This window comes from Methylobacterium sp. 2A, assembly GCF_009806555.1.
Taxonomy (GTDB): Bacteria; Pseudomonadota; Alphaproteobacteria; order Rhizobiales; family Beijerinckiaceae; genus Methylobacterium.
On the sequence record NZ_VUOK01000021.1, the window covers coordinates 455,874 to 480,788 of the forward strand.

General features: G+C 68.0%; 22 protein-coding genes, 2 tRNA genes and 2 pseudogenes. 18 read left to right on the forward strand and 8 right to left on the reverse strand.

All coding sequences use genetic code 11. From position 1 onward, the window contains the following. Nucleotides 1-2 precede the first annotated feature (2 nt). Nucleotides 3-929, forward strand: a complete 927-nt coding sequence (locus FVE89_RS13160) for a DUF3108 domain-containing protein (protein WP_160534374.1) — start codon at nucleotides 3-5, stop codon at nucleotides 927-929. Between the two features lie 57 nt (nucleotides 930-986). Beyond that, nucleotides 987-1,145 carry a hypothetical protein gene (locus FVE89_RS30530; protein WP_202130752.1) on the forward strand — a complete coding sequence of 53 codons (159 nt, stop codon included), beginning with the start codon at nucleotides 987-989 and terminating at the stop codon, nucleotides 1,143-1,145. A gap of 14 nt (nucleotides 1,146-1,159) precedes the next feature. Here FVE89_RS30530 and FVE89_RS13165 read toward each other — a convergent pair whose 3' ends face one another. After that, nucleotides 1,160-1,360 (reverse strand): hypothetical protein, encoded by a 201-nt coding sequence (locus FVE89_RS13165; protein ID WP_160534375.1) that lies wholly within the window; start codon nucleotides 1,358-1,360, stop codon nucleotides 1,160-1,162. A 391-nt stretch (nucleotides 1,361-1,751) separates the two neighbouring features. Here FVE89_RS13165 and FVE89_RS13170 point away from each other — a divergent pair, with 391 nt between their 5' ends. The 3 genes from FVE89_RS13170 to FVE89_RS13180 all read left to right on the forward strand — a co-directional run bounded on the left by FVE89_RS13170 (nucleotide 1,752) and on the right by FVE89_RS13180 (nucleotide 6,841). After that, the gene (locus tag FVE89_RS13170) at nucleotides 1,752-4,070 is read left to right on the forward strand and encodes a Tex family protein (RefSeq protein ID WP_160534376.1); all 2,319 of its coding nucleotides are present in this window, start codon (nucleotides 1,752-1,754) and stop codon (nucleotides 4,068-4,070) included. 22 nt (nucleotides 4,071-4,092) lie between these two features. Continuing rightward, entirely contained in the window at nucleotides 4,093-5,355 is a 1,263-nt protein-coding gene (locus FVE89_RS13175) for a hypothetical protein (protein WP_202130754.1), read from the forward strand. A gap of 292 nt (nucleotides 5,356-5,647) precedes the next feature. Then, nucleotides 5,648-6,841 carry a flagellin gene (locus tag FVE89_RS13180; protein ID WP_160534377.1) on the forward strand — a complete coding sequence of 398 codons (1,194 nt, stop codon included), beginning with the start codon at nucleotides 5,648-5,650 and terminating at the stop codon, nucleotides 6,839-6,841. A 333-nt stretch (nucleotides 6,842-7,174) separates the two neighbouring features. On the opposite strand, the gene FVE89_RS13185 is transcribed toward FVE89_RS13180, so the two are convergent. Then, nucleotides 7,175-7,405, reverse strand: coding sequence for a hypothetical protein (locus FVE89_RS13185; protein ID WP_160534378.1), 231 nt, complete (start codon nucleotides 7,403-7,405; stop codon nucleotides 7,175-7,177). Between the two features lie 610 nt (nucleotides 7,406-8,015). Here FVE89_RS13185 and FVE89_RS13190 point away from each other — a divergent pair. Together FVE89_RS13190 and FVE89_RS13195 are read left to right on the forward strand one after the other, a co-directional pair. Beyond that, complete coding sequence (locus FVE89_RS13190; RefSeq protein WP_160534379.1) at nucleotides 8,016-8,300, forward strand: hypothetical protein; 285 nt, start codon at nucleotides 8,016-8,018, stop codon at nucleotides 8,298-8,300. 94 nt (nucleotides 8,301-8,394) lie between these two features. Then, on the forward strand, nucleotides 8,395-8,667 hold the full coding sequence (locus FVE89_RS13195; RefSeq protein ID WP_210254053.1) for a hypothetical protein: 273 nt from the start codon (nucleotides 8,395-8,397) through the stop codon (nucleotides 8,665-8,667). A 30-nt stretch (nucleotides 8,668-8,697) separates the two neighbouring features. On the opposite strand, the pseudogene FVE89_RS13200 reads toward FVE89_RS13195, so the two are convergent. Beyond that, nucleotides 8,698-8,841, reverse strand: a pseudogene (locus FVE89_RS13200) (IS5/IS1182 family transposase); the annotation flags it as partial. 144 nt (nucleotides 8,842-8,985) lie between these two features. Continuing rightward, nucleotides 8,986-9,075: transfer RNA gene (locus tag FVE89_RS13205), tRNA-Ser, on the reverse strand. A 175-nt stretch (nucleotides 9,076-9,250) separates the two neighbouring features. On the opposite strand from FVE89_RS13205, the gene FVE89_RS13210 reads away from it, so the two are divergent. Continuing rightward, a tRNA-Gln gene (locus tag FVE89_RS13210) sits at nucleotides 9,251-9,324 on the forward strand. Between the two features lie 149 nt (nucleotides 9,325-9,473). On the opposite strand, the gene FVE89_RS13215 is transcribed toward FVE89_RS13210, so the two are convergent. Then, nucleotides 9,474-10,823: an MFS transporter gene (locus FVE89_RS13215; protein ID WP_160534381.1), complete on the reverse strand. Its 1,350-nt coding sequence runs from the start codon at nucleotides 10,821-10,823 to the stop codon at nucleotides 9,474-9,476. Between the two features lie 584 nt (nucleotides 10,824-11,407). Here FVE89_RS13215 and FVE89_RS13220 point away from each other — a divergent pair. From FVE89_RS13220 to FVE89_RS13265, 10 genes are all read left to right on the forward strand, one after another. After that, the gene (locus tag FVE89_RS13220; RefSeq protein WP_246730667.1) at nucleotides 11,408-12,871 is read left to right on the forward strand and encodes a TIGR00366 family protein; all 1,464 of its coding nucleotides are present in this window, start codon (nucleotides 11,408-11,410) and stop codon (nucleotides 12,869-12,871) included. Between the two features lie 83 nt (nucleotides 12,872-12,954). Beyond that, nucleotides 12,955-13,320: a hypothetical protein gene (locus tag FVE89_RS13225; RefSeq protein WP_160534382.1), complete on the forward strand. Its 366-nt coding sequence runs from the start codon at nucleotides 12,955-12,957 to the stop codon at nucleotides 13,318-13,320. A 39-nt stretch (nucleotides 13,321-13,359) separates the two neighbouring features. Beyond that, a complete protein-coding gene (locus FVE89_RS13230) occupies nucleotides 13,360-14,742 on the forward strand; it encodes a PepSY domain-containing protein (protein WP_160534383.1) in 1,383 nt (460 codons plus the stop codon). A 19-nt stretch (nucleotides 14,743-14,761) separates the two neighbouring features. Beyond that, a complete protein-coding gene (locus FVE89_RS13235) occupies nucleotides 14,762-15,163 on the forward strand; it encodes a DUF2946 domain-containing protein (RefSeq protein WP_160534384.1) in 402 nt (133 codons plus the stop codon). Nucleotides 15,164-15,228: 65 nt separating this feature from the next. After that, nucleotides 15,229-17,538 (forward strand): TonB-dependent receptor, encoded by a 2,310-nt coding sequence (locus tag FVE89_RS13240; RefSeq protein ID WP_160534385.1) that lies wholly within the window; start codon nucleotides 15,229-15,231, stop codon nucleotides 17,536-17,538. A 164-nt stretch (nucleotides 17,539-17,702) separates the two neighbouring features. Then, nucleotides 17,703-18,653, forward strand: a complete 951-nt coding sequence (locus FVE89_RS13245) for an ABC transporter substrate-binding protein (protein WP_246730669.1) — start codon at nucleotides 17,703-17,705, stop codon at nucleotides 18,651-18,653. Then, nucleotides 18,650-20,671: a cache domain-containing protein gene (locus FVE89_RS13250; RefSeq protein ID WP_160534387.1), complete on the forward strand. Its 2,022-nt coding sequence runs from the start codon at nucleotides 18,650-18,652 to the stop codon at nucleotides 20,669-20,671. The genes FVE89_RS13245 and FVE89_RS13250 overlap by 4 nt, the downstream gene beginning before the upstream one ends. Beyond that, a complete protein-coding gene (locus FVE89_RS13255) occupies nucleotides 20,668-21,066 on the forward strand; it encodes a response regulator (RefSeq protein ID WP_160534388.1) in 399 nt (132 codons plus the stop codon). Before FVE89_RS13250 ends, FVE89_RS13255 begins: the two co-directional genes overlap by 4 nt. Continuing rightward, complete coding sequence (locus FVE89_RS13260) at nucleotides 21,063-22,328, forward strand: adenylate/guanylate cyclase domain-containing protein (RefSeq protein ID WP_160534389.1); 1,266 nt, start codon at nucleotides 21,063-21,065, stop codon at nucleotides 22,326-22,328. Before FVE89_RS13255 ends, FVE89_RS13260 begins: the two co-directional genes overlap by 4 nt. 208 nt (nucleotides 22,329-22,536) lie before the next feature. After that, nucleotides 22,537-23,523: an ABC transporter substrate-binding protein gene (locus tag FVE89_RS13265; RefSeq protein ID WP_160534390.1), complete on the forward strand. Its 987-nt coding sequence runs from the start codon at nucleotides 22,537-22,539 to the stop codon at nucleotides 23,521-23,523. A gap of 60 nt (nucleotides 23,524-23,583) precedes the next feature. Here the strand turns inward: FVE89_RS13265 and FVE89_RS13270 are convergent, their stop codons facing one another. The 3 genes and pseudogenes from FVE89_RS13270 to FVE89_RS13280 all read right to left on the reverse strand — a co-directional run. Then, nucleotides 23,584-24,057, reverse strand: a complete 474-nt coding sequence (locus tag FVE89_RS13270) for a YidB family protein (protein ID WP_160534391.1) — start codon at nucleotides 24,055-24,057, stop codon at nucleotides 23,584-23,586. A gap of 169 nt (nucleotides 24,058-24,226) precedes the next feature. Beyond that, a complete protein-coding gene (locus FVE89_RS13275) occupies nucleotides 24,227-24,430 on the reverse strand; it encodes a CsbD family protein (RefSeq protein WP_160534392.1) in 204 nt (67 codons plus the stop codon). A gap of 94 nt (nucleotides 24,431-24,524) precedes the next feature. After that, nucleotides 24,525-24,915, reverse strand: a pseudogene (locus FVE89_RS13280) (PhnA-like protein); the annotation flags it as partial.

Here is a 24,915-nt window from a genome sequence, read left to right on the forward strand (position 1 = left end):
GGATGCGCAAAACCGTTGCGGCGGACCGAGCGCCGCCCGGCCGGGTGGCGGTCCTTCCCGGCGGGCGCAGCGGCCCGTGTCGTCATCAGGGGATCCGAAGGCCGGCGAGGTCCCGTTGGCGGGCTTTGATCCTGTGCGCCGCAACCGTCTCTCCCGCCGAGAGCACGCCGGCGCCTGAAGCGGCCCCGCCCTTCGCGGCGCATTACGATTTGAGCTTTCTGACCCTCCCGGTCGGTCAGGCCGAACTCACCCTGGACCTGCGGATCGATCGCTACGCCCTCAAGCTCGAAGGGGGCCTGACGGGCCTTGCGGGCTGGTTCTTCCAGGGATCGGGCAGCGCGCAGTCTCACGGGCGCCTCTCGGCGGTCCGTGCGGTCCCGGACGCGTTCCGCATCGATAGCCGTTACGGGACCATGCCGGTGCTGGTCCGCATCGCGTTCGAATCGGGCACCGTCCGAAAGGCCGAGGTCGATCCCGAGCCGGCGCCGAAGCCCGATCGCGTTCCGGTGACGGCCGCCGACCGGATCGGCGTGACCGATCCCGTCGGCATGCTGATCGTTCCGGCCGGATCCGGCCCGCTGACGCCGGCCCTCTGCGACCGGCGCATCCCGGTCTTCGATGGGGCGACCCGGGCCGACCTCGTTCTGTCGCGCGGCGCGGTCGTGAGCGTCAGCGCGGGGCCTTACAGGGGGCCGGCCCTCGATTGCCGGATCCGTTGGGTTCCGGTCGCCGGGCATCGCGCCCGGGGCTCCTCGGTCCGGCGCATGTCCGAGAACGACGACCTGCACGTGCGCCTCGCGCCCGTGCCGGGCAGCAATGTCCTGCTCCCCCTGACGATCACGGTTGGGACAGGCTGGGGTACGGCGCGCATCGATGCGACCCGATGGGGCGCCGCGCCGACGACCGGGGCGCCTGTCAGACGCGATTAACCAATCGGCCGCTAGGGTCGCGCCGGCACATCGATGCTGTGTCGACCGGAACGCGCCATGACGCTGCTGCTCGCTTTCCTGCTCCCGCCCTTGACGATCGCCATCGTGCTGGCTCGCGGCGAGCCGGTGCGTACCATCAGCTGCCTCGGCGCCATGGGTGTGGGGTGCGCGATCGCCTGCCTGAGCCTTGTCAGTCTGGCCCGCCACCGGACCTGAGGCGCCTCGGCCGATCAGAGGAAGCCGATCTGACGCGGACTACCCGAGAGCGTGCGCCCTGCCCGAGCGACGAGCTGGGAGAATGCCAGGGCCGCCGCCGTCGCCTGAGCCCGCGAGGGAAAGCTTCGGCGTGATTCGAGCACGGTCTCGGCTGTCTCGTTCAACAGCACCCAGGACCACAGCGACCGGCTGGATTCGCGGATCTCGAACTGCACGGAGCGCCTGCCTTCCGAAGCATGCGACGACAAGACAATTTCAGTTGACCGTGACACCGGGATGACACGATCAACTTGTCGTCAAGATCGGCGCCGATTCGAAAGCACGGGCGTCAACTGATCGACGAAGGCGAAGAAGCATCCGCGAGACTTGAGTTGCCCCACCGGTCGAAATGTTCGACGACAGGTTGCAGTTCTTCGACGCGCCCGATACGCCTATTGCTGCTGCGTGCCCGCCTGCGTCCTGTCCACAGGAATAACCTCGGGTGCTCGGCGTCGCGATGAAGGTCGCACCGCGGTAAATGATCGGACCGGGTGAAAGCCACGTTTCCGGCGGCTTGGCAGGTCAGGCCAATCTCGCCCATCCGCCATCCTGCCGATCGGAGATCGCATGAAAGCCGTGACCGCACGCATCGCCGAAGAACTTGGCGTCGGGGAAGCGCAAGTGGCAGCCGCGGTGGGGCTGCTCGACGGCGGGGCGACCGTGCCGTTCATCGCGCGTTACCGCAAGGAACATACGGGCGGCCTCGACGACACGCAGCTGCGCAGGCTGGAAGAGCGCTTGTCCTATCTGCGCGATCTGAACGACCGGCGTCGGGCGATCGCTGAGAGCATCGAGGCCCAGGGGCGCATGACTCCGGCGATCGCCGCGGCCCTTGCGGCGGCCGACACGAAGGCGCGTCTGGAAGATCTCTACCTGCCTTTCCGCCCGAAACGCCGCACCAAGGCCCAGACCGCCCGCGAGGCCGGTCTCGAACCGCTGGCGGAAGCGATCCTGAAGCGCCCGGAGCAGGATCCCGAGGCGGCGGCACGGGCGTTCGTGTCCGCGGAACGCGGGGTGCCCGACGCCGCCGCCGCGCTGGAGGGGGCGCGGGCGATCCTGATCGAGCGCTTTTCCGAGGATGCCGACCTGATCGGGCGCCTGCGGACGGATTACTGGCGCGGCGGCCAGCTCGTCTCGAAGGTCCGCAAGGGCAAGACGAACGAGGGGGTTAAATTCTCGGATTACTTCGCCTGGAGCGAGCGCCTGGATCGGATGCCCTCGCACCGGATCCTGGCGATCTTCCGAGGCGAACGCGAGGAGGTCCTCGACATCGCCTTCGCGGCGGAGGGCGAGGAGTCCCAGCCCGGGGTTCCGGGCCCGTTCGAGACGGCGATCTGCCGGCGTTTCGGCGTCGCGGCGCTGGGACGCCCCGGCGACGCGTGGCTGCTCGACACGGTCCGGACCGCGTGGCGCACCAAGATCCGCACCGGGATCAAACACGACATGCGCACGCGGCTGTTCGAGCGCGCCGAAGACGAGGCGGTCAAGGTCTTTGCCGGCAACCTGAAGGACCTGATCCTGGCTGCGCCAGCCGGCGGACGGCCCACGATGGGGCTCGATCCGGGCTATCGGAACGGCGTGAAGGTCGCGGTGGCGGACCGGACGGGCCGGATCGTCGCGGTCGAAACCACCTATCCGCACGAGCCGCAACGCCGCTGGCGCGAGGCCGTGACGAGCATCGGGCGCCTGTGCCGTCTCCACGGCGTCGAGATGCTCGCGATCGGCAACGGCACGGCATCCCGCGAGACCGAGCGGCTCGCCGGCGAGGTCGTCGCGGAGAATCCGGACCTGAAGCTCGTCAAGGTCACGGTTTCGGAAGCCGGCGCCTCGGTCTACTCGGCCTCCGAGATCGCCTCCCGGGAGCTGCCCGATCTCGACGTCTCCCATCGCGGCGCTGCCTCGATCGCGCGGCGCCTGCAGGATCCCCTGGCCGAACTGGTGAAGATCGACCCGAAAGCCATCGGCGTCGGCCAATACCAGCATGACGTGAGCGAGGCGAAACTGTCGCGCTCGCTGTCGGCGGTGGTGGAGGATGCCGTGAACGCGGTCGGCGTCGACGTGAACACCGCCTCCCCTGCCCTGCTGGCGCAGGTCTCCGGCCTCGGATCGGCCCTGGCCGAGCGGATCGTCGCGCACCGGGACACGAACGGCCCCTTCCGCACGCGGACGGCCCTCAAGGCCGTGCCGGGCCTCGGCCCGAAGACCTTCGAGCTGGCCGCGGGCTTCCTGCGGATCCGGGAGGGCGACGATCCGCTCGACGCCTCCGGCGTCCACCCGGAGGCCTATCCGGTGGTGCGGCGCATCCTCCAGGCGACCAAGAGCGACATCCGGGTCCTGCTCGGCAACACGGCGGCGCTGGCCAAGCTGAGCCCCGAGACGTTCGTCGATACGCGTTTCGGCCTGCCGACCGTCCGCGACATCATCGCAGAGCTGGAGAAGCCGGGCCGCGATCCGCGCCCCGAATTCAAGACCGCGCGCTTCGAGGAGGGCGTCGAGACGATCGGCGACCTGCGGCCGGGCCTGCAGCTCGAGGGCGTCGTCACCAACGTGGCGGCGTTCGGCGCCTTCGTGGATATCGGCGTCCATCAGGACGGCCTCGTCCACATCTCGGCGATGGCGCGCCGCCGGATCACGTCGCCCACCGAGGTGGTGCGGATCGGCGAGGTGATCCGCGTCCTGGTGCTCGGCGTGGACATCCCCCGCAAGCGGATCGCGCTGTCGATGCGGCTGGATGATCCGATCGAGACGAAGGCCCCGGCGCGTCCCGTCGCGGAAGCGCGCTCCGAATCGCGCCCGGCGCGCCCCAGGCCGGCACCGGAAGCCGCGCCGAACGGCCCCCTCGCGGACGCGCTGCGCCGAGCGGCTTCGTCCCCACGGAGGCGCTGACCATCATGGGCGGAGTGAACTGATGTCATCGCCAGCGACGAACGACGCCGACCCCAGCCCGATGATCGGGCCGGCTCGCCTCATCCGGGCGGCGTTCGAGGGGTCGGATATGGCCGCCCGGGCCGACGAGATCCTGACCCTTGCGGGCAACGGCACGCTCGAGGCCGGCACGGCCCTCGATCTGGCGACGATCCTGCTGCTGATGCACCGCTTCGAGCCGGCCCTGCAGCTTCAGGGCGAGGTTCTGCAGGGATGCCGGCGTTTCCGGCTTCTTGCCAGCAAGCCCGACGCGGCGACGCGCGTGCTCGTCATCGCCACGGCCGGCGACCTCATGGCCAATACGCCGGTCGATTTCCTGCTGGATCACCCGGACTTTTGGGTCGAATACCTGTTCGTGCTTCCCGGAAAGGACGTTCCTGCCGCCCTGCCCGATCACGACGTGTGCGTCGTCGCCGTCGCCTATTCGAGCGCCAACGAACCGGTGCTGGAAGCCCTGGCCTCCGCGGCAGCGCGCTGGGATCGCCCGGTCATCAACCCGCCGCGCCAGGTCCTGAAGACGTCCCGGCACGGGCTCGCCGCGGCCCTCGACGGGGCAGAGGGTCTTCTGATCCCGGCCGTCGCCCGTATGACGAAGGCCGACATCGTCTCCGCAGGATGCCGCCTGCCGGCCGGCTTGCGCTACCCGATCCTCGCGCGACCGATCGATACCCATGCCGGCAACGCGCTGCAGAAGATCGACCGCGACGAGGATCTTGCGGCCTATATCCGAGAGATCGATGCGGCCGCCTATTATCTCTCGCAATTCTGCGATTACAGCGGGCCGGACGGGCTGTTCAGGAAGCTCAGGATCGTCCTCATCGACGGGATCCCGTTCCTCTGCCACATGGCCATCCGCGATCATTGGATGATCCATTATCTGAATGCCGGCATGAGCGATGATGCCGCGAAGCGAAACGCCGAAGCCCTGGCAATGGCCGAGTTCGACGATCGGTTCGTGCCGCGGCACCGCACGGCCTTCGCCGAGATCCACCGTCGAACCGGGCTCGACTATCTGATCCTCGATTGCGCCGAGGCCCAGGATGGTCGATTGCTGATCTTCGAAGCAGATACCGGCATGGTCATCCACGACATGGATCCGGTGGATCTCTATCCGTACAAACGCCCACAGATGCACAAGGTCTTCGCGGCCTTCCAAAACGCCGTTCGGACCAGGGCGGCACGCTCGGACGAACGACCCGACCTTTCGAGCGATCCGCGTACCTTGCGCAACGAACAACAGCCATAGAGAAGCGCCTGTCGTTACAATAAAAATCAGCACTTTACGGATTCATCGCACCGACGACGACAGAGATTGCAAGTCGCTCCGCAACAGGTACCAAGAATTACCAACGCCGAGAGATGGCAGGCTGAAATCCCGGAGAAAAGTACAGACAATTGAATCCGTGATACGCGCAGAAAATTAAGGATCGGCTCGCATACTGGCACAGACCGCTGCGTTTTAACGCGAAAGAAACTTCTGCGGCGCCATGACTGCGGCACCCGAGAAACGGGTGGACCTCAATCAGAAAGATCGATCCATGTCCTCCATCACCCTGTCGGCCGCCACGCGTCAGAACCTGCTCTCGCTGCAGGATACGGCGGCTCTGACCGCGACCACCCAGAACCGCCTTGCCACCGGCAAGAAGGTCAATTCGGCCCTCGACGATCCGCTGAGCTTCTTCACCGCTCAGAGCCTCGACAACCGGTCCAACGACCTGAACAACCTGCTCAACGGCGTCAGCAACGGCGTGCAGGTCATCCAGGCCGCCAACCAGGGCATCACCAGCATCCAGAAGCTGATCGACAGCGCCAAGTCGCTCGCCAACCAGGCGCTGGCCAGCAAGAACTATGCGAACCCGCCGGTTTCGGCGTCCACGACATCCACCACGGCTAGCGGCGCCTATTCGGCGCCGACCGGGGCTGGCGGTCAGGTGGTGACCTTCACCGTCGATGGTGCGACGAAAACCGCGACCATCCCGCAGGGCTCGGGCACGTCAGGTGCCACGGTCGAGCCCGCCGACGGCGATGCGGCCGTCGCGGCCCTCAATGCCTCAGCCGGATCGAACGTTTTCTCGATCGATGCGACGACCCATAAGATCACCATCGCCTCGACCAGCAGCGACATCACCCTCGACTCGACGAATGCCGGCTATCTCGGCTACACGGGCGCCGTCTCCGGCACCGCGGCCGTCGCAGGATCGGGCGACGCAACCCGCACCAGCCTCGCAAGCCAGTTCAACAGCCTGCTGACTCAGATCGATCAGTTGGCCTCGGATGCGAGCTACAACGGCGTCAACCTGCTCGGTGGCGGCGGCTCGAACCAGCTCAAGATCCAGTTCAACGAGAACGGGAAGTCGAACCTCGTGGTTCAGGGTGTCGATTTCTCCTCGACGGGTCTGGGTCTCAGCCCGGTCGCCACGTCGGGTGCCAATTCCAACTTCCAGGCCGATTCCGACGTCAACGCCGTCCTGACCAAGCTCGATGCCGCGTCCTCGACGCTGCGCGCGCAGTCGACCTCCTTCGGCTCGAACCTGACGGTCGTGCAGAACCGCCAGGACTTCACCAAGCAGCTGATCAACATCCTCGGCACGGGCTCGGCGAACCTGACGAACGCCGATCTCAACGAGGAGGCCGCGAACTCGCAGGCGCTGTCGACCCGTCAGTCGATGGGCATCTCGGCCCTGTCGCTGGCCAACAGCGCGCAGCAGGGCGTTCTGCAGCTCCTGCGCTGAGGCACGCCGCGACTGAAGACAAGGCCGGCCGGGGTGATGCCCGGCCGGCCCTTTTTGTGTGAGCCGCCCGTCGACCCTGTTCGACGCGTGCGCCCGAAACCGCGTCGCGGCCGGACAGGCGTTTCGGAAGGTGCCGAACCGCCGGGATGGTGCAGCCTTGTCGGGCCAGGCCACCGAGGCCGCGCCAGACGGAGCCGCACGCGTCTCCTTTGCTGGAACACGTATCCTCTGCCGTTGGCGATCGTCGCGCGGCTTGGAGCCGCTCACAGAACTGCCGCTGCGCTGTCGCGGCGAGCGGGAAAACTCCGGTGCCCGGGATTGTGTGAGAGGCTCTTACTCGGCCGCCTCCGGTGCAGCGCCGTCCCGCCCCAGCTCGCGCCGAATGGTTTCGAGGATGCGCTGTCGGACGAGCGGTTGCCGGATCGTGCACCACAGGCTCAGCAGTTCGTAGGTTGCGCCGACATCGAACACGTCCTCATCGCGTCCGAAGAAGCTCTCGACGGGACACCCAAGCAGCCTTGCGATCTCGGCCAAGCGTGCACTGAAGCGGTCGTCGACCGCCATTTCAGCCTCTGTTCCCGCACCGCGTCATGCCGGGAAGCTATGCGCTCGAGTATAGGGCGACAAGTGGTTAATTTGTACTGGTTAGGGTGCTTGTCGATCGAAAGAGCGCATCCCAATGAACAAGTTCATCTGAGCCGCTTCGGCACGAGCGGCTTTTCTGGAAGTCGCCGATGTGCTGCAGGATCCCCGCCCCGAGATACGGTTCGAGGAGCTGTCCGGGCTCGAACGGACGCGGGGTCCGGTCCGGCATGGGTTCGTCCGGCCGCTTCTTTCATCGGAGGCAGAGGCTGAGCCGATCCGGCACTTTTCACGGTTGAGCGTCGTGGTCCGCGACGCAGGTTCGAGAGCTCGGCCACGATCGCGTGGTTTCGCCGGGTTCCGGCCCGCAGGGAGACATCGTCGGCACGGCGGACAGCTGAAAGCGTTGAGAAGAACGTCCGGGGTCCTACCGCGCCGAAGCTCAACAATCGCCAGTGCGGCGGCGGCTCAGAGCCGGATATTGCTTGACATCTGAAACATAATCTTTCCGTTGACCCTCGATTAACCGGCTCGGCATAGGCACATAGGGATGGCCGCTGAAGCGGTTTCGCTTGAGTCGGGCGAGGCTTCCATGATCGTCCTGTTAGCCGTCGCGCTGAGCACCGGGCTTCTGGCCATGGTCGCCCTGCTTCCGCTCGGGTTCTGGGCCGCGGTGATCGGGGCTCCCTTGGTGGCGAGTTCGGCGGCGACCCTGGCCGGCGGTCTCTTGGCGTGGCGAACCATCAGCCGCGACCGGCAGCGGCGCAAGCTCGAAGCGCAGACCGGCGTGATGGTCTCGGCGCTCCGCGACGTGACGCATCGCGCCGAACCGGTGTCTCCCGCTCCGAAAGTCGCTCAGCGGCGACTGGGCCTCTGAAGGACCTCGGAGCCTGAGCCGGTAGCGCGTCGCGCAAGCGGTCGTCAGGCTCGATGGACCGAACCGCGACGACGTTTTGGCCGTTGTCGCGATCATGCCGGACCTCACGATCCCGCTCCTTGCGACCGCGCTCTTCGTCGGGGTCGGTTGGCTGATCGTCAATGCCGGTCGGCACTACGACGATGCGATCGGCCACACGTTGAAGGTCTTCGCCCTGGTGCTCGGTCTCGTGGTGATGGCTGGCGTCACGGCGAAGCTACGGGCCGGGTTCGGCGTAGGCCGGATGGCGCATCGCATCGAGGCCCGCGCGCAGGACGGGCCGGCAGGCGCCGGACGGACTTCGGTTCGCGCGAGACGGGATCCGTAGCATACCACCCCTAAGGTCTGGACTCGATCGGCACCAGAACGTGATGACGGAGGCCAGAGCGATAGCTGAGGCGGCGCGGGCGAGCTTGTCATAGCGGGTGGCGATCCGGCGGAAGTCCTTGAGGCGGCGGAAGGTGGCCTTGATCCTCCAAGGCTCCCGATAGCGGGGCTTGTTTTGCGCTGCCGTCGCGACGCGAGAGGTATGTGGGCTGACCCACGTCCGTCATGCTCCCTGCGTACACTGATCTGCAGCAGTCGCCCGGTCGCAAGCCGTTGATTTCGGTGCGTTTCGCGGCGCTTCAGCCACTTAGCAGCATGCTGGCGGAAGGGGTGGGATTCGAACCCACGGTGGAGTTGCCCCCACGGCGGTTTTCAAGACCGCTGCCTTAAACCACTCGGCCACCCTTCCCGACGGCATCCGCAACCCGACGGTTACGGCGGCGGCCGATCCCCCGTCAACCGAAGAACGACAGTTGACCTGCGGGACCAATCCGCCTATCTCACCGCCCACGCCTGACGCCGCTGAATGCAGCGCGGTCGATCCGGGCCGTCATCAGGGCGGTCGGATGCGGCTAATGGCCGATTGGGGGATAGTTTAACGGTAGAACGGTGGACTCTGACTCCTCTAGTCCTGGTTCGAATCCAGGTCCCCCAGCCACCGATTCGCCTGAAACTATCCGACAATTTTGAATGTGTGGGGCACCCGCTTGCCCGTTCGACCAAACACTGACCGCCACACAAGTCTTCCTGTTCCTCAGAGCGCTGACGCTTTCGACGGGATAGCGTCGCGCCCAGCACGGGCCCGGCTCACTCCGGCAGCGGCCGTCCGGTGGTCTCCGGCATGAACCACGGCACGATCAGCCCGATCACGTAGACGCTGGACATCGTCAGCGCCGCAGCCGCCACGCCCCCGAAAGACGTCACGATCTCTCCGGCGATGATCGGGAAGATCCAGGCGATCAGCCGCGCCCCGTTGAAGACGAAGCTCGCCGCGGTGGTCCGCACGGCCGGCGTGAACAGCTCAACGAGGTAGATCGCCATCCACGAGAAGGCGAAGCCGAGGGTGAAGAACCCGTTCAGGAAGGCGAGGCCCATATAGGCGCCCAGGCCGCCGGTCCAAAGATAGCAGGCCAGCGACGTCGCGATGCAACCGACATGGGTGAGAATCAGGAAGGCGCGTCGCCCGAGCGCATCGGCGACGAAGCCGGAAACGACGTAGGCGGTGATCGCGCCCATGTTGTAGATGATGCCCATGCGCGGGCCCCAGACATTGGCCGGCTCGCCGGCCGCCCTGGCCAGCCCCTCGGTATAGGCGGGCAGCCAGGATGACACCGCCCACCAGCCGACCGTCGTGGCGAACGACATCGCCGTGGCGAGGAGCACGCGGCGGCGGCTCTCGGGTTCGCGGAAGATCTCGGCCAGCGTGAACGGCCGTTCGTCGCCGCGGGGACCGCGGCCCGCATCCTCGGCGGTGGCCGACCAGCGCTGCGCCTTGAGTGCCTGCATCCACTGCTCGGATTCATCGAGCGCCCGCCGCAGGTACAGGCAGACGAAGGCCGGCAGCGCGCCGAGCGCGAACATGATCCGCCAGGATTGATCGCCCATCGGGTTGGTGGCGGCCAGCACGGCCCACACGATCGCGGCGAGCACCGCGCCGCCGCCGAAACCGGATTGCAGGAAGCCGCAGCCCTTCGGCCGCGCCCGGTTCGGCCAGGTCTCGGCCACGAGGGCGATGCCGGTGGACCATTCCGAGCCGATGGCGAGACCGGTGATGAAGCGCAGGAGTGCGAGTTGCGTGAAGCTCTCCGCGAAGGCCGTCAGTCCCGTGAACAGCGCGTAGCCCAGGATCGAGATCATCATCATGCGCTTGCGACCGATATAGTCGGCCGCGATGCCGCCGATCAGGCCGCCGAGCCCCCAGCCGAGCAGCGTGATCCCGATGGCGAGGCCGACATAGAAGGCGGGGGCCTGGGCCTGCTCGGGGGTCAGGATCGTGCGGAGCGCCGGCCGCAGGGCGTAGATCAGGGCGACGGCCTCGTAACCGTCGAAGACCCAGCCGAGATAACTGCCCCACAGGATGCGCCAATGCCGGCGGGTCAGACCAGCATACCACGGCGCATCCGCATCCTCACGCAGCAGTGCCTCGCCCGAACTCATACTCGTCTCCCGGCTGTGGGGCTCGGCGGCCCCGTGGTCACGCGCGCCCTGCCGCGAATTGCCGTCGATCCGCGCCTTCCGTCATCAGCCGCCGCTTCGTTAAGGGCAGACGCGCGTTGAGCCGAGATCGCGGAAGACGACACGGTGACAGAGGGCAGCTTGTGTTGAGCCGCATGATAGGGAACGACCCGCCGATCGTGTCGCGTATTCGGTTGCTCAAGACAGCGTCATCACAGCATCGTGCACGGCGCGGCGGAAACCGGCCGTGATCGGCCTCCCCTTCACCCGACACCGATGCGGTCCGATAAGCTGGATTTGCGGACGCTCAGTCCACGCCACATCAGGCGTGCCTCGGTCGCGAGGTCGCAGGTCTTGAACCGGGGCGGACGAATTCGGCCGGCATAGGTCAACATCTCGGTCCGCACGACGCGCCCTGGCTAAGGGGCGGCAGCGCCTGCGACAGAACCCGCTCACATTGTCCTCAAGCTGTTACGTGTCTTTGTCGGCTCTCGACTTGCGATCACGCCGGTCTGCGTGATCCTGCGCTTTCGATCAGCGGGAAGACCTGATCGTGGAGGAACCTCATGCCAACCATCCCGGCCAATTCCGCCCGTAATACCGGCTCAACCGCGGTTGATCCGGGTACCGGGGGATCGCTGGAACGGCTCGGGGTCCGCTTCACCAACTGGGCGGAACGCTGGTTTCCGGATGCCTTCATCTTCGTGGCCATCGCGGTGGTGATCGTGGCCCTCGGGGCGCTCGCCAACGGCGCGCCGCCGGCCGCCATCGCGAAAAGCTTCGGCGACGGCTTCTGGAGCCTGATCCCCTTCACCATGCAGATGGCCTTCGTCACCATCGGAGGCTACGTCGTGGCCACGTCGCCGCCCGTACAGGCGCTGATCGAGCGGCTGGCGCAGGTCCCGAAGACCGGGCGGGGCGCCGTCGGGTTCGTGGCCGGCGCGACGATGATCTCCTCGTTCATCAGCTGGGGCCTCAGCCTGATCTTCGGCGGCCTGCTGGTGCGGGCGCTCGCCCGTCGCACCGACCTGCGGATGGATTACCGGGCGGCCGGCGCGGCCGCCTATCTCGGGCTCGGCGCGACCTGGGCGCTCGGGCTCAGCTCCTCGGCGGCGCAGCTGCAGGCAAACCCGGCAAGCCTCACCAAGAACCTGCTCGCCATCTCCGGCGTGATCCCGTTCAGCGAGACGATCTTCCTCTGGCAATCGATGCTGATCGCCGCGATCCTGTTCGTGGTCTCGATCGCCATCGCGTATGCCTCCGCGCCCCGCCGCGGGACAGCCGTCACCGCCGAGGCGCTCGGTGTCCCGGTCGAACGGGAGACGAGCGCTATTCCGCCCGCCCGCCAGCCCGGCGAATGGCTGGAACATTCGCCGATCCTCACCATCCTGCTCGTGGTGATCGCGGGCGGCTGGATCGTGCAGGAATTCGCCCGCCAATCCTGGATCGTGGCGATCTCGAACCTCAACACCTACAACCTGCTGTTCCTCACCCTCGGCCTGCTGCTGCACTGGCGGCCGAAGCGCTTCCTCGTGGCGGTGGCGAAATCGGTGCCGGCCACCGCGGGCATCCTGATCCAGTATCCGCTCTACGCGGCGATCAGCGGCATGCTGACCGGGCCGAAGAACGCCGCCGGCGCCTCCGCGTCGGATGCGATCACCCACGCTTTCGTCAGCCTCAACACCACCGGCACCTTCCCGCTGACCATGGGCGTCTACTCGGCGATCCTGGGCTTCTTCGTGCCCTCGGGCGGCGGCAAGTGGCTGCTGGAGGCGCCCTACGTGCTGCAGGCCGCCAACGAGCTGAAGGTCCATCTCGGCTGGGCGGTGATGATCTACAACGCCGCCGAGGCGCTGCCGAACCTGATCAATCCGTTCTGGATGCTGCCGCTGGTCGGCATCCTCGGCCTGAAGGCGCGCGACATCGTCGGCTTCAGCTTCCTCCAGCTGATCGTGCACCTGCCGCTGGTGCTGTTCCTGCTCTGGGCGCTCGCCTTCACGCTGACCTACCACCCGCCGATCATGCCCTGACGGACCGTGGGACATCGAGATCGGTGTGGTTCGAGGGCGGCGCCCGCATTGACGCGCGCCGCCGCAGGCGCCTAGATCGCGCCATGCGCAGGCGCCTGCCCATATCGGTCCCGGGCCGCGCGATCATCGGATTGGTCGCGCTCTACGCGCTGCTGCTCCAGGCCTTCCTGGGCTTCGCCGCGCCCGTCCCGGCCCTCGCAGACGCCGGTGCCGTGCTGTGCGCCGAGCATCCCGTGGACGGTCCAGGCCACGGACCCGTCCAGATCCACGTCCATGCCTGCTGCACGCTGGTACAGGCGGGCGCGCTGGCCTTGCCGGCCGCCGCATGCGCCGGGCCGGTCATGCCCCGCGCGCCCGCCGCGCAACTCAGCTGGCGGCCCGAGGCCGAGCTTCCGAGAACCGGCCCGCCGCCCCGCGTCGGCACCGCACGAGGTCCTCCGTCCGCCTGACGATCCCTCCCCGATCGCTCAGTCCCGGACCCTTTACCCATGTCGACCGTCATCTCCGGCCGCGCCCCCGCCTATGGGGCGGGCGCCGCACTGCGTGCCTCGCGCGAGGCCGTCTACCGCGCCGTCTGGCGCTGGCACTTCTACGCAGGTCTTCTCTGCCTGCCGTTCCTGATCACCCTGTCGGCGACGGGGGCGCTCTACCTGTTCAAGGACGAGATCAACGGAAGCCTGTTCGCCTACCGGACGCGCGTCGCCATCCGCCCGACGCCACCGCTCGGACCGGATCGCCTGATCTTCAACGCGACGCAGGCCGTGCCGGACGCCCGACCGGTTTCCTACACCGATCCGGCGACGCCGGAGACCTCCGCCCTGGTCACCCTCGCGGCCGGGGATCACAGGATCCTCGTCTACCTGGATCCCTATATCGGCGACGTGCTCGACCGCGTGGCCCAGGACCGGCAGTTCATGGTCGTCCTGCGCGGCCTGCACAGCCTCGCCTATCTCGGTCCGATCGCGAACGGGGTGATCGAGATCGTCGCCGGCTTCGCCGTCATCCTGGTGGTGACCGGCGCCTATCTGTGGTGGCCCCGTGGCCGGGACGGTGGCGTGATCAGCCTGCGCGGGACGCCACGGCAGCGGGTGTGGTGGCGCGATCTCCACGCCGTCACCGGCTTCGTTGCGGGGGGTGGCCTCCTCTTCCTGGCGCTGACAGGGCTGCCCTGGTCGATCTGGTGGGGGCAGCAGCTGCGCGGCTTGTCGAATGCCGCGGGCCTCGGCCAGCCCGCTGCCCTCTGGGCACAGCGGCCGGTTTCGACGGTGCCGCTTCGCGATCGGCTGACCGACCCGGGCTGGACCCTGGAGGATGCGCCGGTCCCGCGCTCGGATCCGGCCGCCCCGGCGATGGAGACGCTAGGGATCGACCGGGCGGCGGCGATCCTCAGTGAACGCGGGATGCCGCGCGGCTACGAACTCGCCCTGCCGGTCGGGGCCGACGGCGTCTACGCGGCCTCGGTCTACCCGCGCGACGTCACCCGGCAACGGGTGATCGCCCTCGATCAATATACCGGCGCGCCGCTGCTCGACGTGCGCTTTGCCGATCTCGGACCGGTCGGACAGGCCATCCAGTACGGGATCGGCATCCATAAGGGCGAGCATTGGGGCCGCGCGAACCAACTCGCCATGCTGGCCTTCTGCCTCGCCATCATCCTGCTCGCCGTCACCGCCGGCACCATGTGGTGGAAGCGACGCCCCGCCGGCGGCCTCGGCGTGCCGCCCTGGCCGCGGGACCGACGCGCGGTCGCGACGGTGACCCTGCTGGTCGCCGGCCTCGGCGCCGTGTTCCCGCTGACCGGCCTCGCCATCCTGGCGATGCTCGCCGTCGACCTCGCTGCGCAGCGCCTCCGACGAAGGATCCGGGCCTGAGACGCGTCGGACGGGCGCGGTGCGCGTGCCGTTCACATCGGGATCGCCCCACCGGAGGCCGCATCCGCTCGGCGTCGCGCTGATCGCGCTCGCCCTCTGGGTCCAGGCGCTGGCGCCGGTCGGAGCGCTGCGGATGATGCTCGGTCCGCCCGGGAACCTGCCCCCGGGCATCCTGTGCGGGCACGGGCCGGACCAGGCTGAGCCGGTCAGCCTGGTCGATCGGCAGGGTCAGACGGCGCCAGCCTGCGCCCTGTGCCAGCTGTGCCGCGCCGGATTGGCGCCGCCGCCCGTGCCGGACGGACCGACATGCGCACACAAGCTGCGCTGGCATTCCGTGGCCTGGCCGATCCCGCCGCCCGTCCGAGCTTCGCTCGAATTCCACCGATCCGCGGATCCCCGCGCGCCCCCGACCACCGCCTGATCGCCCCCTTCCGCACCGGAGCGGCTGCCCGCCGCCCGGCTCCTCCGATCAGACGAGACCAGACGATGTTCATCGATACAGCTGCCCTGCGCCGCGGCACCCTCGCCGTTCTGCTCGCCGGCATCCCCGTCCCCGTGCTGGGACAGAGTTCCGTGACGCTGGAGGAACTCTCCGTGGAGGGCGAGGCTCAGCCCGCCACCGGCCGAGCCGGGCCAGCCGCCTTCGGCGTGGCCGCACCGCCGGGCTCGGCACCGTCCGTCATCGAGCACCCGGTCGGCGAGGTCGTCACGGGGATTGGCCGTGCCAACACCATCACCGACCGGCCGGCGACGAGCATCGGCTCGGTGCTGGTCAACAGCCCCGGCGTCACCGTGCGCCAGGGCAACGGCGGCCGCGACGTGGTCGTCTCGATCCGCGGCAACAACGCCCGCTCCACCGGGGTGATCAAGAACACGGTCGTGCTGGAAGACGGTTTCGTCCTCACGCAGCCGGACGGGGCCGCGCGCTTCGACCTCACGGATCCCCGGGCCTATAGCCGCGTCGACGTGTTCCGCGGGCCGCAATCGCCGCTGTTCGGCAACTACGCCACCGGCGGCGCGATCGCGTTCCGCACCCGCACCGGCCGCGAGATCGACGGCTACGAGATCGGGACCGATGCCGGCAGCTTCGGCTATCTCAGCAACTTCTTCACGGTCGGCGGCGTCAGCGGCCCGGTGGAGATCAGCCTGTTCGCCAGCGACGTGCGGGCCAACGGATTCCAGGACCACTCCGCCTACGACACGCAGACCATCAACCTGCTGGCGAGCTACACCCCGACTCCAGACAATCGCTTCACCCTCAAGGTGATCAACAACACGCTCGACACCAACCTCGCCGCGCGGTCGTCCCTGACGCAGTATCGCATCAACCCGTACCAGCGGGGCTGCGCGGCGGCGGCAAGCGCGGCGCCGGGCTGCACGACGTTCCCGCTGTTCCGCAACGGCGCCTTCGGCACCCAGGTCCCGGTCACCGCCGACGAGGGCGGCTTCGGGCGCAACGACCGCCGGACCGTCGTGGCGGCGCGTTGGGAGCACGATCTCGACGCCGTCACGACGTGGCGGACGCAGATCGGATTGGACGAGCGCAACTTCGACCAGCCCGTCTTCACCAATGCCTACCGGGGCACGTTCCCGTCCCTGAACCTCCTCACCGATCTGACCCGGCGCGGCGATCTGTTCGGCTTGCCGGCGACGGGATACGTGGCGCTCGGCTACAACGAACTGGATTACCACACCACGACGTTCAATCTCGCGCCCTATGGCGGCCCACGGCTCGGGGCGCTGATCGGCGACCAGTCCGCGGTGCAGTCGAATCTCGGCGGCCGCGCGCGCCTCGAACTCGGCCTTTCGGAAAGCTGGACCGGCGTCCTCGGCATCAGCGCCGAGACCACGCAGATCACCGGCCGCAATCTCGCCTATGGCACCACGGCGAACGGCACGACCCGGACCGTGGCGGACGCGAAGAGGGGCTTCCTGAACGTCGCCCCCGAACTTGCCCTGGTCTACCGGCCGGACGACGCCTGGGCGTTCCGCGGCCGGGTCGCCACCGGATACGCGACGCCTTCGGCCGCCAACCTGTTCGTCACCCCGGCCGGGCTGCCCGGCAACAACACCCAGCTCCAGACCCAGGAGAATCTCGGCTTCGATCTCGGCGTGGATTGGAGCCCGTTCGAGACCCTGCGCCTCAGCGTGACCGGGTTCTACGAGTTCTTCCGCAACGAGCTGGTCTCGCAATCGCCCGGGGCGGGCCGGCAGACCTACACGTTCAACGCGCCGGCCTCCGAACATCGTGGGATCGAAGTCGGCGCCGACTGGGCCTTCGCGCCCGGCTGGCGCGGGACCCTGGCCTACACGTTCGACGACCAGATCTACACCCGCTACACCGAGCAGCTCAGCGCCGGCAGCCTGACACGCCGGTTCGATCGCGCCGGCAACCAGATCCCCGGCGTTCCGGCCCATCAGCTCCTGGCGCGCCTCGGCTACGATGTGCCGGCCGGCCCGTTCGCCGGCCTGGGCGCCTTCGTGGAAACCGTGGTGCAGGGCGATTTCTATCTCGACAACGCCAACCTGTTGAAGGCACCGGGATACGCCGTCGTCAACGCCAACCTGCACTATGCGACCGAACTGACCGGCGGATACGCCAAGCGTCTGAGCGTCTATCTCGAAATCCGCAATGTATTCGATACGACATACGTATCGTCCGCGCAAAATCTGTCCAATTCGATCAGCGGCGCGACCGGTCTTCAGAACAACGCGGCGGTTCTCGCGCGTACCACGGGATCCGTGTTCGCGGGTGCGCCACGCAACATCGTCGGCGGAATGCGGCTGTCATTCTAGAAGCCGTGTTCCGGTCGCTTCGTGGTTTTACCGCTGAGCGTCGGCTAAGCTACATTCCGGGCAGCCGGTTCGCATCACGGGTGCGAAGCTTGGCTCATCCGGTCGGGCAAGGGCGGTCGAGGGGGCTCGGTGATCGGATGAGGCGGCGAACCGTGATCGCTGGGTTGCCTTGGCTCCTCGCGAGCCGGTCCGCCGCGGCCTGGAACGTCGCCGCCTCGCGGGTGGCGGCACTCTGGCCGTTCACCGAGGGCGACGCCGAGGGCCGTGCCCTCGCGGCCGCGTTCGACGCGGCCCTTCACGGGCGCGGACAGGCGGATCTCCGGATCGATCATCGCTGGGGGGGAGCCAATCACGAGCGCACACATGCGCTCGCCGCCGAACTGGTGCGCACGGAACCCGATGCGATCTTCACGTATCTCAACGCGCAGCTACGCGCCGTGTCCACGCTGACCCGCAAGATCCCGATCGTGTTCGTCGGTGCGACCGACCCGGTCGGTTACGGGTTGATCGCGAGCCTCAAGCGCCCCGCCGGAAACATCACGGGCTTCACGCTGTATGAATCCTCGCTCGGCGGCAAGTGGCTCGCCGCCCTCCGGGAAGCCGTGCCGACGATCCGGCGGGTGACCCTGCTGCTGAATCCGAGCGGCGAGATCAACGGCGGCTATCTCTACGCGAACGCCTTCAAGACCACGGCGGCCGCACTCGCCATCGAACACAGCATCGTGGTCGCCGAGAGGGCCACGGACATCGAGCCCGTGGTCGCCGATCTGGCGCGGCACGGACAGGCCGGGCTGATCGTGGCGCCCGGCGCCTTCAGCGAGGCCAACGGGGATCGCCTGGTGGCGCTGACCTCCGAACATCGCATCCCGACGGTGTATGCCATCCGGCGCTTTGCCTATCGCGGAGGGATGATGTCGTACGGCCCCGATCCGGCCGAACTGGTTCGCCGGGCGGCCGTCTACGTCGACCGCATCCTTCGTGGCGACAAACCCGGTATCCTCCCTGTCCAGGCCCCGACGAAGTTCGAGCTCGTCGTCAACCTGAAGACCGCGCGCGCCCAGGGTTTCGAGATCCCATCCGCCCTGCTCGCGCAGGCGGACGAGGTGGTCGAATGACCAAGCTCGACACACCGCCGCGCGCGCCGCCGAAACAATTTCGCCTGCCGCTGTCGGGAAAATTCGCGGTCGCGTTCGTGGGTCTGGTGACGCTGGTGCTGCTCATCAACGGCGCCGTCGACCTGATGCTGAATTTCCGGGACGCGAAGGAGAATGCCATCGCGGTGCAACGCGAGAAGGCCCACGCGGCGGCCGAACGCGTGGATGCCTTCGTGTCCGAGATCGAGAATCAGATCGGCTGGACGACGCGCGCCGAGTGGCGCCGCATCGCGCCGGATCAGCAGCGCTACGACTTCATCCGCCTGATGCGACAGGCGCCCGCGATCACCGAGGTATCCTATCTCGATCCGAGCGGACGGGAACAGCTGCGGGTCTCGCGCCTGGAACCGGACGTGATTGGCAGCGGCAAGGACTTCTCCACGTCGCCCCGCTTCACGCAGGCCCTCAAGGACAAGACGTGGTTCGGACCCGTCTACTTCCGTCGGGGCTCCGAACCTTACATGACCGTGGCGGTCGCCCATGCGGGGCGCGATCCCGGCGTGACCGTCGCAGAAGTCAACCTGAAGCTGATCTGGGATGTGGTCAGCACTATCCACAATGGCGCGAACGGCTACGCCTTCGTCACGACGGCGACCGGACGGCTCATCGCGCACCCGGATCTGAGCCTCGTGTTGCGGGACACGGACCTGTCCAGTCTTCCGGAGGTTGCCGCCGCCCTTCCCGGCAAGGACGGCGCACGCGACTACCAGCTCGCCAGCTGGCTCGACGGCAGCCTCGTCCTGGCGGCGCATGCCTCGGTGCCCCGGCTCGGCTGGATCGTGTTCGTCCAGTTGCCGTTGCGCGAGGCGATGGAACCGCTCATGGAATCGGTGCTCCAGACCCTGGCGCTGATGGGCCTCGGCCTGCTGCTGGCGACGGTGGCGGGCACCTTCCTGGCCCGGCGCATGGTCGTACCGATCCGCCAGCTTCAGGACGGTGCGGAGCGCTTCGGCGCAGGGGACCTGTCGGAGCGCATCGTGATCCGCACCGGCGACGAGATCGAGACCCTCGCGCACCGGTTCAACGCCATGGCGAGCCGGATCCAGGACTCCTACGAGACGCTCGAGGCGAAGGTCGAGGAAAGGACCCGCGATCTCAACCAGTCGCTGGACGATCTCCAGAAGGCGCAGAGCCGTCTGGTCCAGTCCGAAAAGCTCGCCTCGCTCGGTCAACTGACCGCAGGCATCGCCCACGAGATCAAGAACCCCCTGAATTTCGTGAACAACTTCGCGGCGCTCTCGAAGGAGCTCGTGGATGAGCTCACCGGGATGCTGGAATCGGCCTCGCTCCCGGCGGATATCCGCGAGGAGGCCGACGAGATCGCCGAAATGTTGAAGAACAACCTCGATAAGGTCATCCAGCACGGGAAGCGGGCCGACTCGATCGTCAAGAACATGCTGCTGCATTCGCGCACCGGATCCGGCGAGCACCGCCTCGTGGACATCAACGCTCTGGTGGAGGAGAGCCTGAACCTCGCCTATCACGGGGCGCGTGCCGCCAAACCCGGCTTCAACGTGACCCTGGAGCGCGACTTCGACCCGGCCGCCGGGATGGCCGATATCTACCCGCAGGAGATCACGCGCGTGCTGCTGAACCTGATGTCGAACGGGTTCTACGCCACGGAGAAGAAGGCCGCCGCGGCCGGGGCCGGCTATGCCCCGGCCCTCGCGGTCTCCACGCGCGACCGCGGCGACGCGATCGAGATCCGCGTTCGCGACAACGGGACGGGAATCCCCGAGAGCGTCAAGGCCAAGATGTTCGATCCGTTCTTCACCACGAAGCCGGCCGGCGAGGGAACCGGGCTCGGCCTGTCGCTCAGCCACGACATTCTCGTGAAGCAGCACGGCGGGACGGTCGACGTGGCGACGCAGCCCGGCCAGTTCACCGAGTTCACGATCACGCTGCCGCGCGGCGGCGCAGCGCCGGCCGAGCCCGCCGCAAAGCCCGTGTCGGCGAGCGAGCCCGAGGGCCAGCCATGAACGTCCTGATCCTCGTCGTCGACGACGAACCCGATGTCACCGAACTGTTCCGGCAGCAGTTCCGCCGCGAGTTGCGCGCCGGGCGCTTCGAAATGGTCTTCGCTCACTCCGCGTCCGAAGCTCTGGAGCGGGTCGAGGCCACGAACGGGCCGAATCTGCTTCTCATGTTTTCCGATATCAACATGCCCGGGATGACCGGGCTCGAATTGCTGCCGCTGGTCCGCTCGGCGCGGCCCGATGTGCCGGTGATCATGATCACGGCCTACGGCGATGCCGAGACGCGCGAGCGGGCCGAGGCCGCAGGGGCGGTCGGGCTCATCACCAAACCCATCGACTTCGCCCTGCTCAAAACCGAGATCGAACAGCGGCTCGCCCTGCGCATGGGGACGGCATGAGCGACGCTCTGCCCAGCGCCAAGATTCTGGTGGTCGACGACGAACCGGATCTCGAGACGCTGATCACGCAGAAATTCCGCCGCCAGATCCGCCAGGGCGCGGTGACGTTCCTGTTCGCGCATGACGGGCAGGAGGCGCTGGACAGGCTCGCCGCGCACCGCGACATCGACATGGTGGTGTCCGACATCAACATGCCGCGTATGGACGGGCTGACTCTGCTCTCCAGGCTGCAGGACTTCGCCGAACGGCCGTCGACCATCATCGTGTCCGCTTACGGCGACATGGCCAATATCCGCACCGCGATGAATCGCGGCGCCTTCGACTTCCTGATGAAACCGATCGACTTCGGCGACCTCGAAACCACGATCGAGCGGACGCTGCGGCATGTCGCGGCTTTGCGCGAGGGGCGGCGGCGGCAGTCCCAGGCCGAGCGGGCACACGCATCGCTCGCCCGCTACTTCTCACCGAATCTGGCGGAACGGCTCGCCGGAGATGCCTCCGGCCTGGAGCTCGGCGGTCATCGCCGGGACGTGGCCTCGCTGTTCACCGACATCGCGGGCTTCACCAGCCTGGTCGAGAGCCTCGACCCGAGCCTGCTTGCGGAGATCCTGAACGGCTATCTGGCCGAGATGACCGATGTCGTCTTCGCCCACGAGGGGACGGTCGCCAAGATCGTCGGCGACGCGCTCCACGTCCTGTTCAATGCGCCGGGGGACCAGTCGGACCACGCCGCCAGGGCCGTCGCCTGCGCTCTCGCCCTCGATCGGGCGGCCGAAGGTTTCCGGGCCCGTTGGCATGAGCGCGGAATCGCCTTCGGCGTGACGCGGATCGGCGTGCATGCCGGGCCGGCGATCGTGGGCAATTTCGGCGGCGGCCGCTATTTCGACTACACGGCCTATGGCGATACCATCAACACGGCGGCCCGGCTGGAGAATGCCAACAAGGCGTTCGGGACGCGGATCTGCGTCAGCGAGACCGCGGTGACCCGCGCCGGATCCTTCCGCGGCCGGCCCCTCGGCGATCTCGTCCTGCGCGGCAAGCAGGAGGCCTTGCGCGCCTTCGAGCCCCTGACGGAGGCCGATTACGACGAGGCCGCTTTGAGCCAGTATCGCAGTGCTTTCGCCAAGCTGGAGGCTGGGGAGGCCGGCGCCCTGGCGGCCTTTGCCGCCCTGGTCGGATTGCGGCCCGACGACAGCGTCGCGGCCTTCCACCTGAAGCGACTCCTCAACGGGTCGAACGGCACGCGGATCGAGCTCCGTTGAGAGCGGACCCAGGCCGGTCCTCACTGCGCGGGCGCAAAGCTTTCACCAGCGCACGCAGACGTTAAGACACGGAGAATGGCCCGGTGCGTGCGGCGTCGACTTGCATCCCGATCCCATGCGCGATCACTCACCGGCATCGACGCTCCCCCCAAATCGGAGTGGCGTCCGCCCTCAGGCTTCGCAACCGTCGCAGGCTTGGAAGAGGCGCATGAGACGGCGCGACGTCATCGCGGGATTGGGCGGCGCTGCGATCCTGCCGACCGCCGGCTGGAGTCAGGCCGATAAACGGCGCCGCCTCGGGATCCTCCTCGTCTACGGCGCGGCGCATCCCGACAGTCCGGTGATCGTCGAAACCCTGCGGGCGAGCCTGCGGGGCCACGGCTGGATCTGGGGTCAGAATCTCGCGGTGGACCTTCAGTTCGGCGACGGCGACACCGAGAAGATGGGCAAGCAGACGGAGGATATGCTCGCGCGTCAGCCCGACATCGTCCTCGCGCAGGGCGTGGTCGGCACGACCGTGCTCCAGCGCGCGACGAAGACGACGCCCGTCGTATTCATGATGCTGCAGGATCCGGTCGGTGCCGGATTCGTGAGCAGCCTGTCGCATCCGGATGGCAATCTCACCGGCTTCACCAACTTCGATTTTTCCCTGGTTGGGAAATGGCTGCAGCTCCTCAAGGAGCTCAGCCCGGAGACCGGCCGGGCGCTCGCCTTGATCAACCCCGATTACCCTGCGCGCCTCGCCGGCTACACGGCCGAGCTCGCCCGGATCGGGCCCGAACTCGGCATCGACGCCCGGATCGCCGGCATCCACGACGCTCCGGAGATCGAGCGGGCCGTCACCGCTTTCGCCAAGGAGCCGCGCGGCGGGCTCATCGTGCTGCCGGACGCGGTGACGGGGATCCATGGCCCGCAGATCATCGCGCTGGCCGCGGCCCACCGGCTACCCGCGGTCTACGCGTACGAGGCGCAGATCCGGCAGGGTGGCTTAGCCGCCTACACCACGAGCGTCGCACAGGAGGTCGGGCGGGCGGCCGGCTACATCGACCGGATCCTGCGCGGCGCTTCGGTCGGCTCTCTGCCGGTGCAGGCTGCGGCGCGCTTCCTGACCGTCATCAACGTCAGGACGGCCGCCACCCTTGGCCTGACGATCAGTCCTTCGCTGATGGCCAAGGCCGACGAGTTGATCGAGTGACGGATGGTCAGGGGCTGCCCCCATCGCGACCAGCCGGTCGCGACGGGGACGGCCAACGTCTCACCCGAAGGCCGGCAACCGGCCATCCGGCGAGTAGCGGTCGATCGCCGAGGGCAGATCGCGGGAGAGGCGGGCGAGCAGTTCGGCCTTGCTCAAGCCAGTCCGCTGCTCAAGCGCCGCGAGGGTCTGCGGTCCGGTGGCCCGCTCCAGATCGGCCTCCGGGATGTCGCGATTCGGCCCGTGGTTGATCCAGGAATGGGCCGTCTCGGCATGGCCACCCTTGGTGAAATGATCGACGAGTTCGCTGAGGCCGCGGCCGATCAGACTGCCGACACTGAGGGAGCCCACACCGCCGATCAGCCGCTCCAGATTGCCCGGGACCGACGCCCCCGCGGGCTCGGTCGGGAGCGGGCGCGCCGGCGTGGTGGTGGCACCGTGATGACCGAGCCATTGCCCGATCTTGTCATGGTTCTGGAAGCCGGCCACGGCCAGCAGACCCAGCAGGGCCGTCATCGACGGATATCCTTCGCTCATCGCGTCTTCCTCTTCTTAAATCGAGGCTGCCGGCTCAGGTGAGGTCGCGGGCGGCGTGCGCCGATTCCGGCGCGGCGGGACGATCTCCGCCTCGACGCGTCGGCCTGCCCTGCCTGATCCCGGCGTTGCGCCGGGACCTTGCGCATCACCCGTCGCCATCGGTGCGGCGTCAGCGCTTTCCGGTGACCGCGTCGGCGAGGTGCTTCGCGCCGTCCTTGACGTCGCCCACCGCCTTCTGCGCCTCGCCCTTCAGCTCCTGCGCCTTGCCCTCGGCCACCAGCTTGTCGTTGCCCGTCGCCTTGCCGGCTGCCTGCTTGACGTTGCCCACCGCCTCGTTGGCCAGACCCTTCAGCTTGTCGCTCGTGCTGCTCATCGTGTCGTCTCCTGCTGCATGGAGGCCGGTCGTCCCGGCCGGGATGGCCCCCGCCCGCTGGCGGGGGCCGGTGATCGGGTTCAGAGCCGCCGCGTCACACCCGCCGCGTCTCGTACGCGCCCGGCAACGTGGCCGGCTTCGGCGCGCCCAGCCGCCCGCCCAGGAACGCCGCCAGCGCCCCCAGGATCAGCGCGATCGCCGCGTAGAAGGCGCCCTGCATCGCCGCCGACTTCGCCGTCGCGGCGGCGGCCTCCGCCTTCTGCTTGGCGGTGGACACCGCCTGCTCGTACTGCTTCTGGTAGTCGTCGATCTGCGCCCGCGCCTGGTCGGGCGTGATCCCCTGCGCCTTGGCCAGCGCGTCCGCGGCCCGGCTCCTGGCCTGCTCCTTCTGCGCCGGGTCGCCGGTCAGCACCGCGCGCACCGCCGCCACCGCCGCGTCCCGGGCCGCCTGCGGATCCTGGCCGGCGGATTGCTCGCGCACCCTC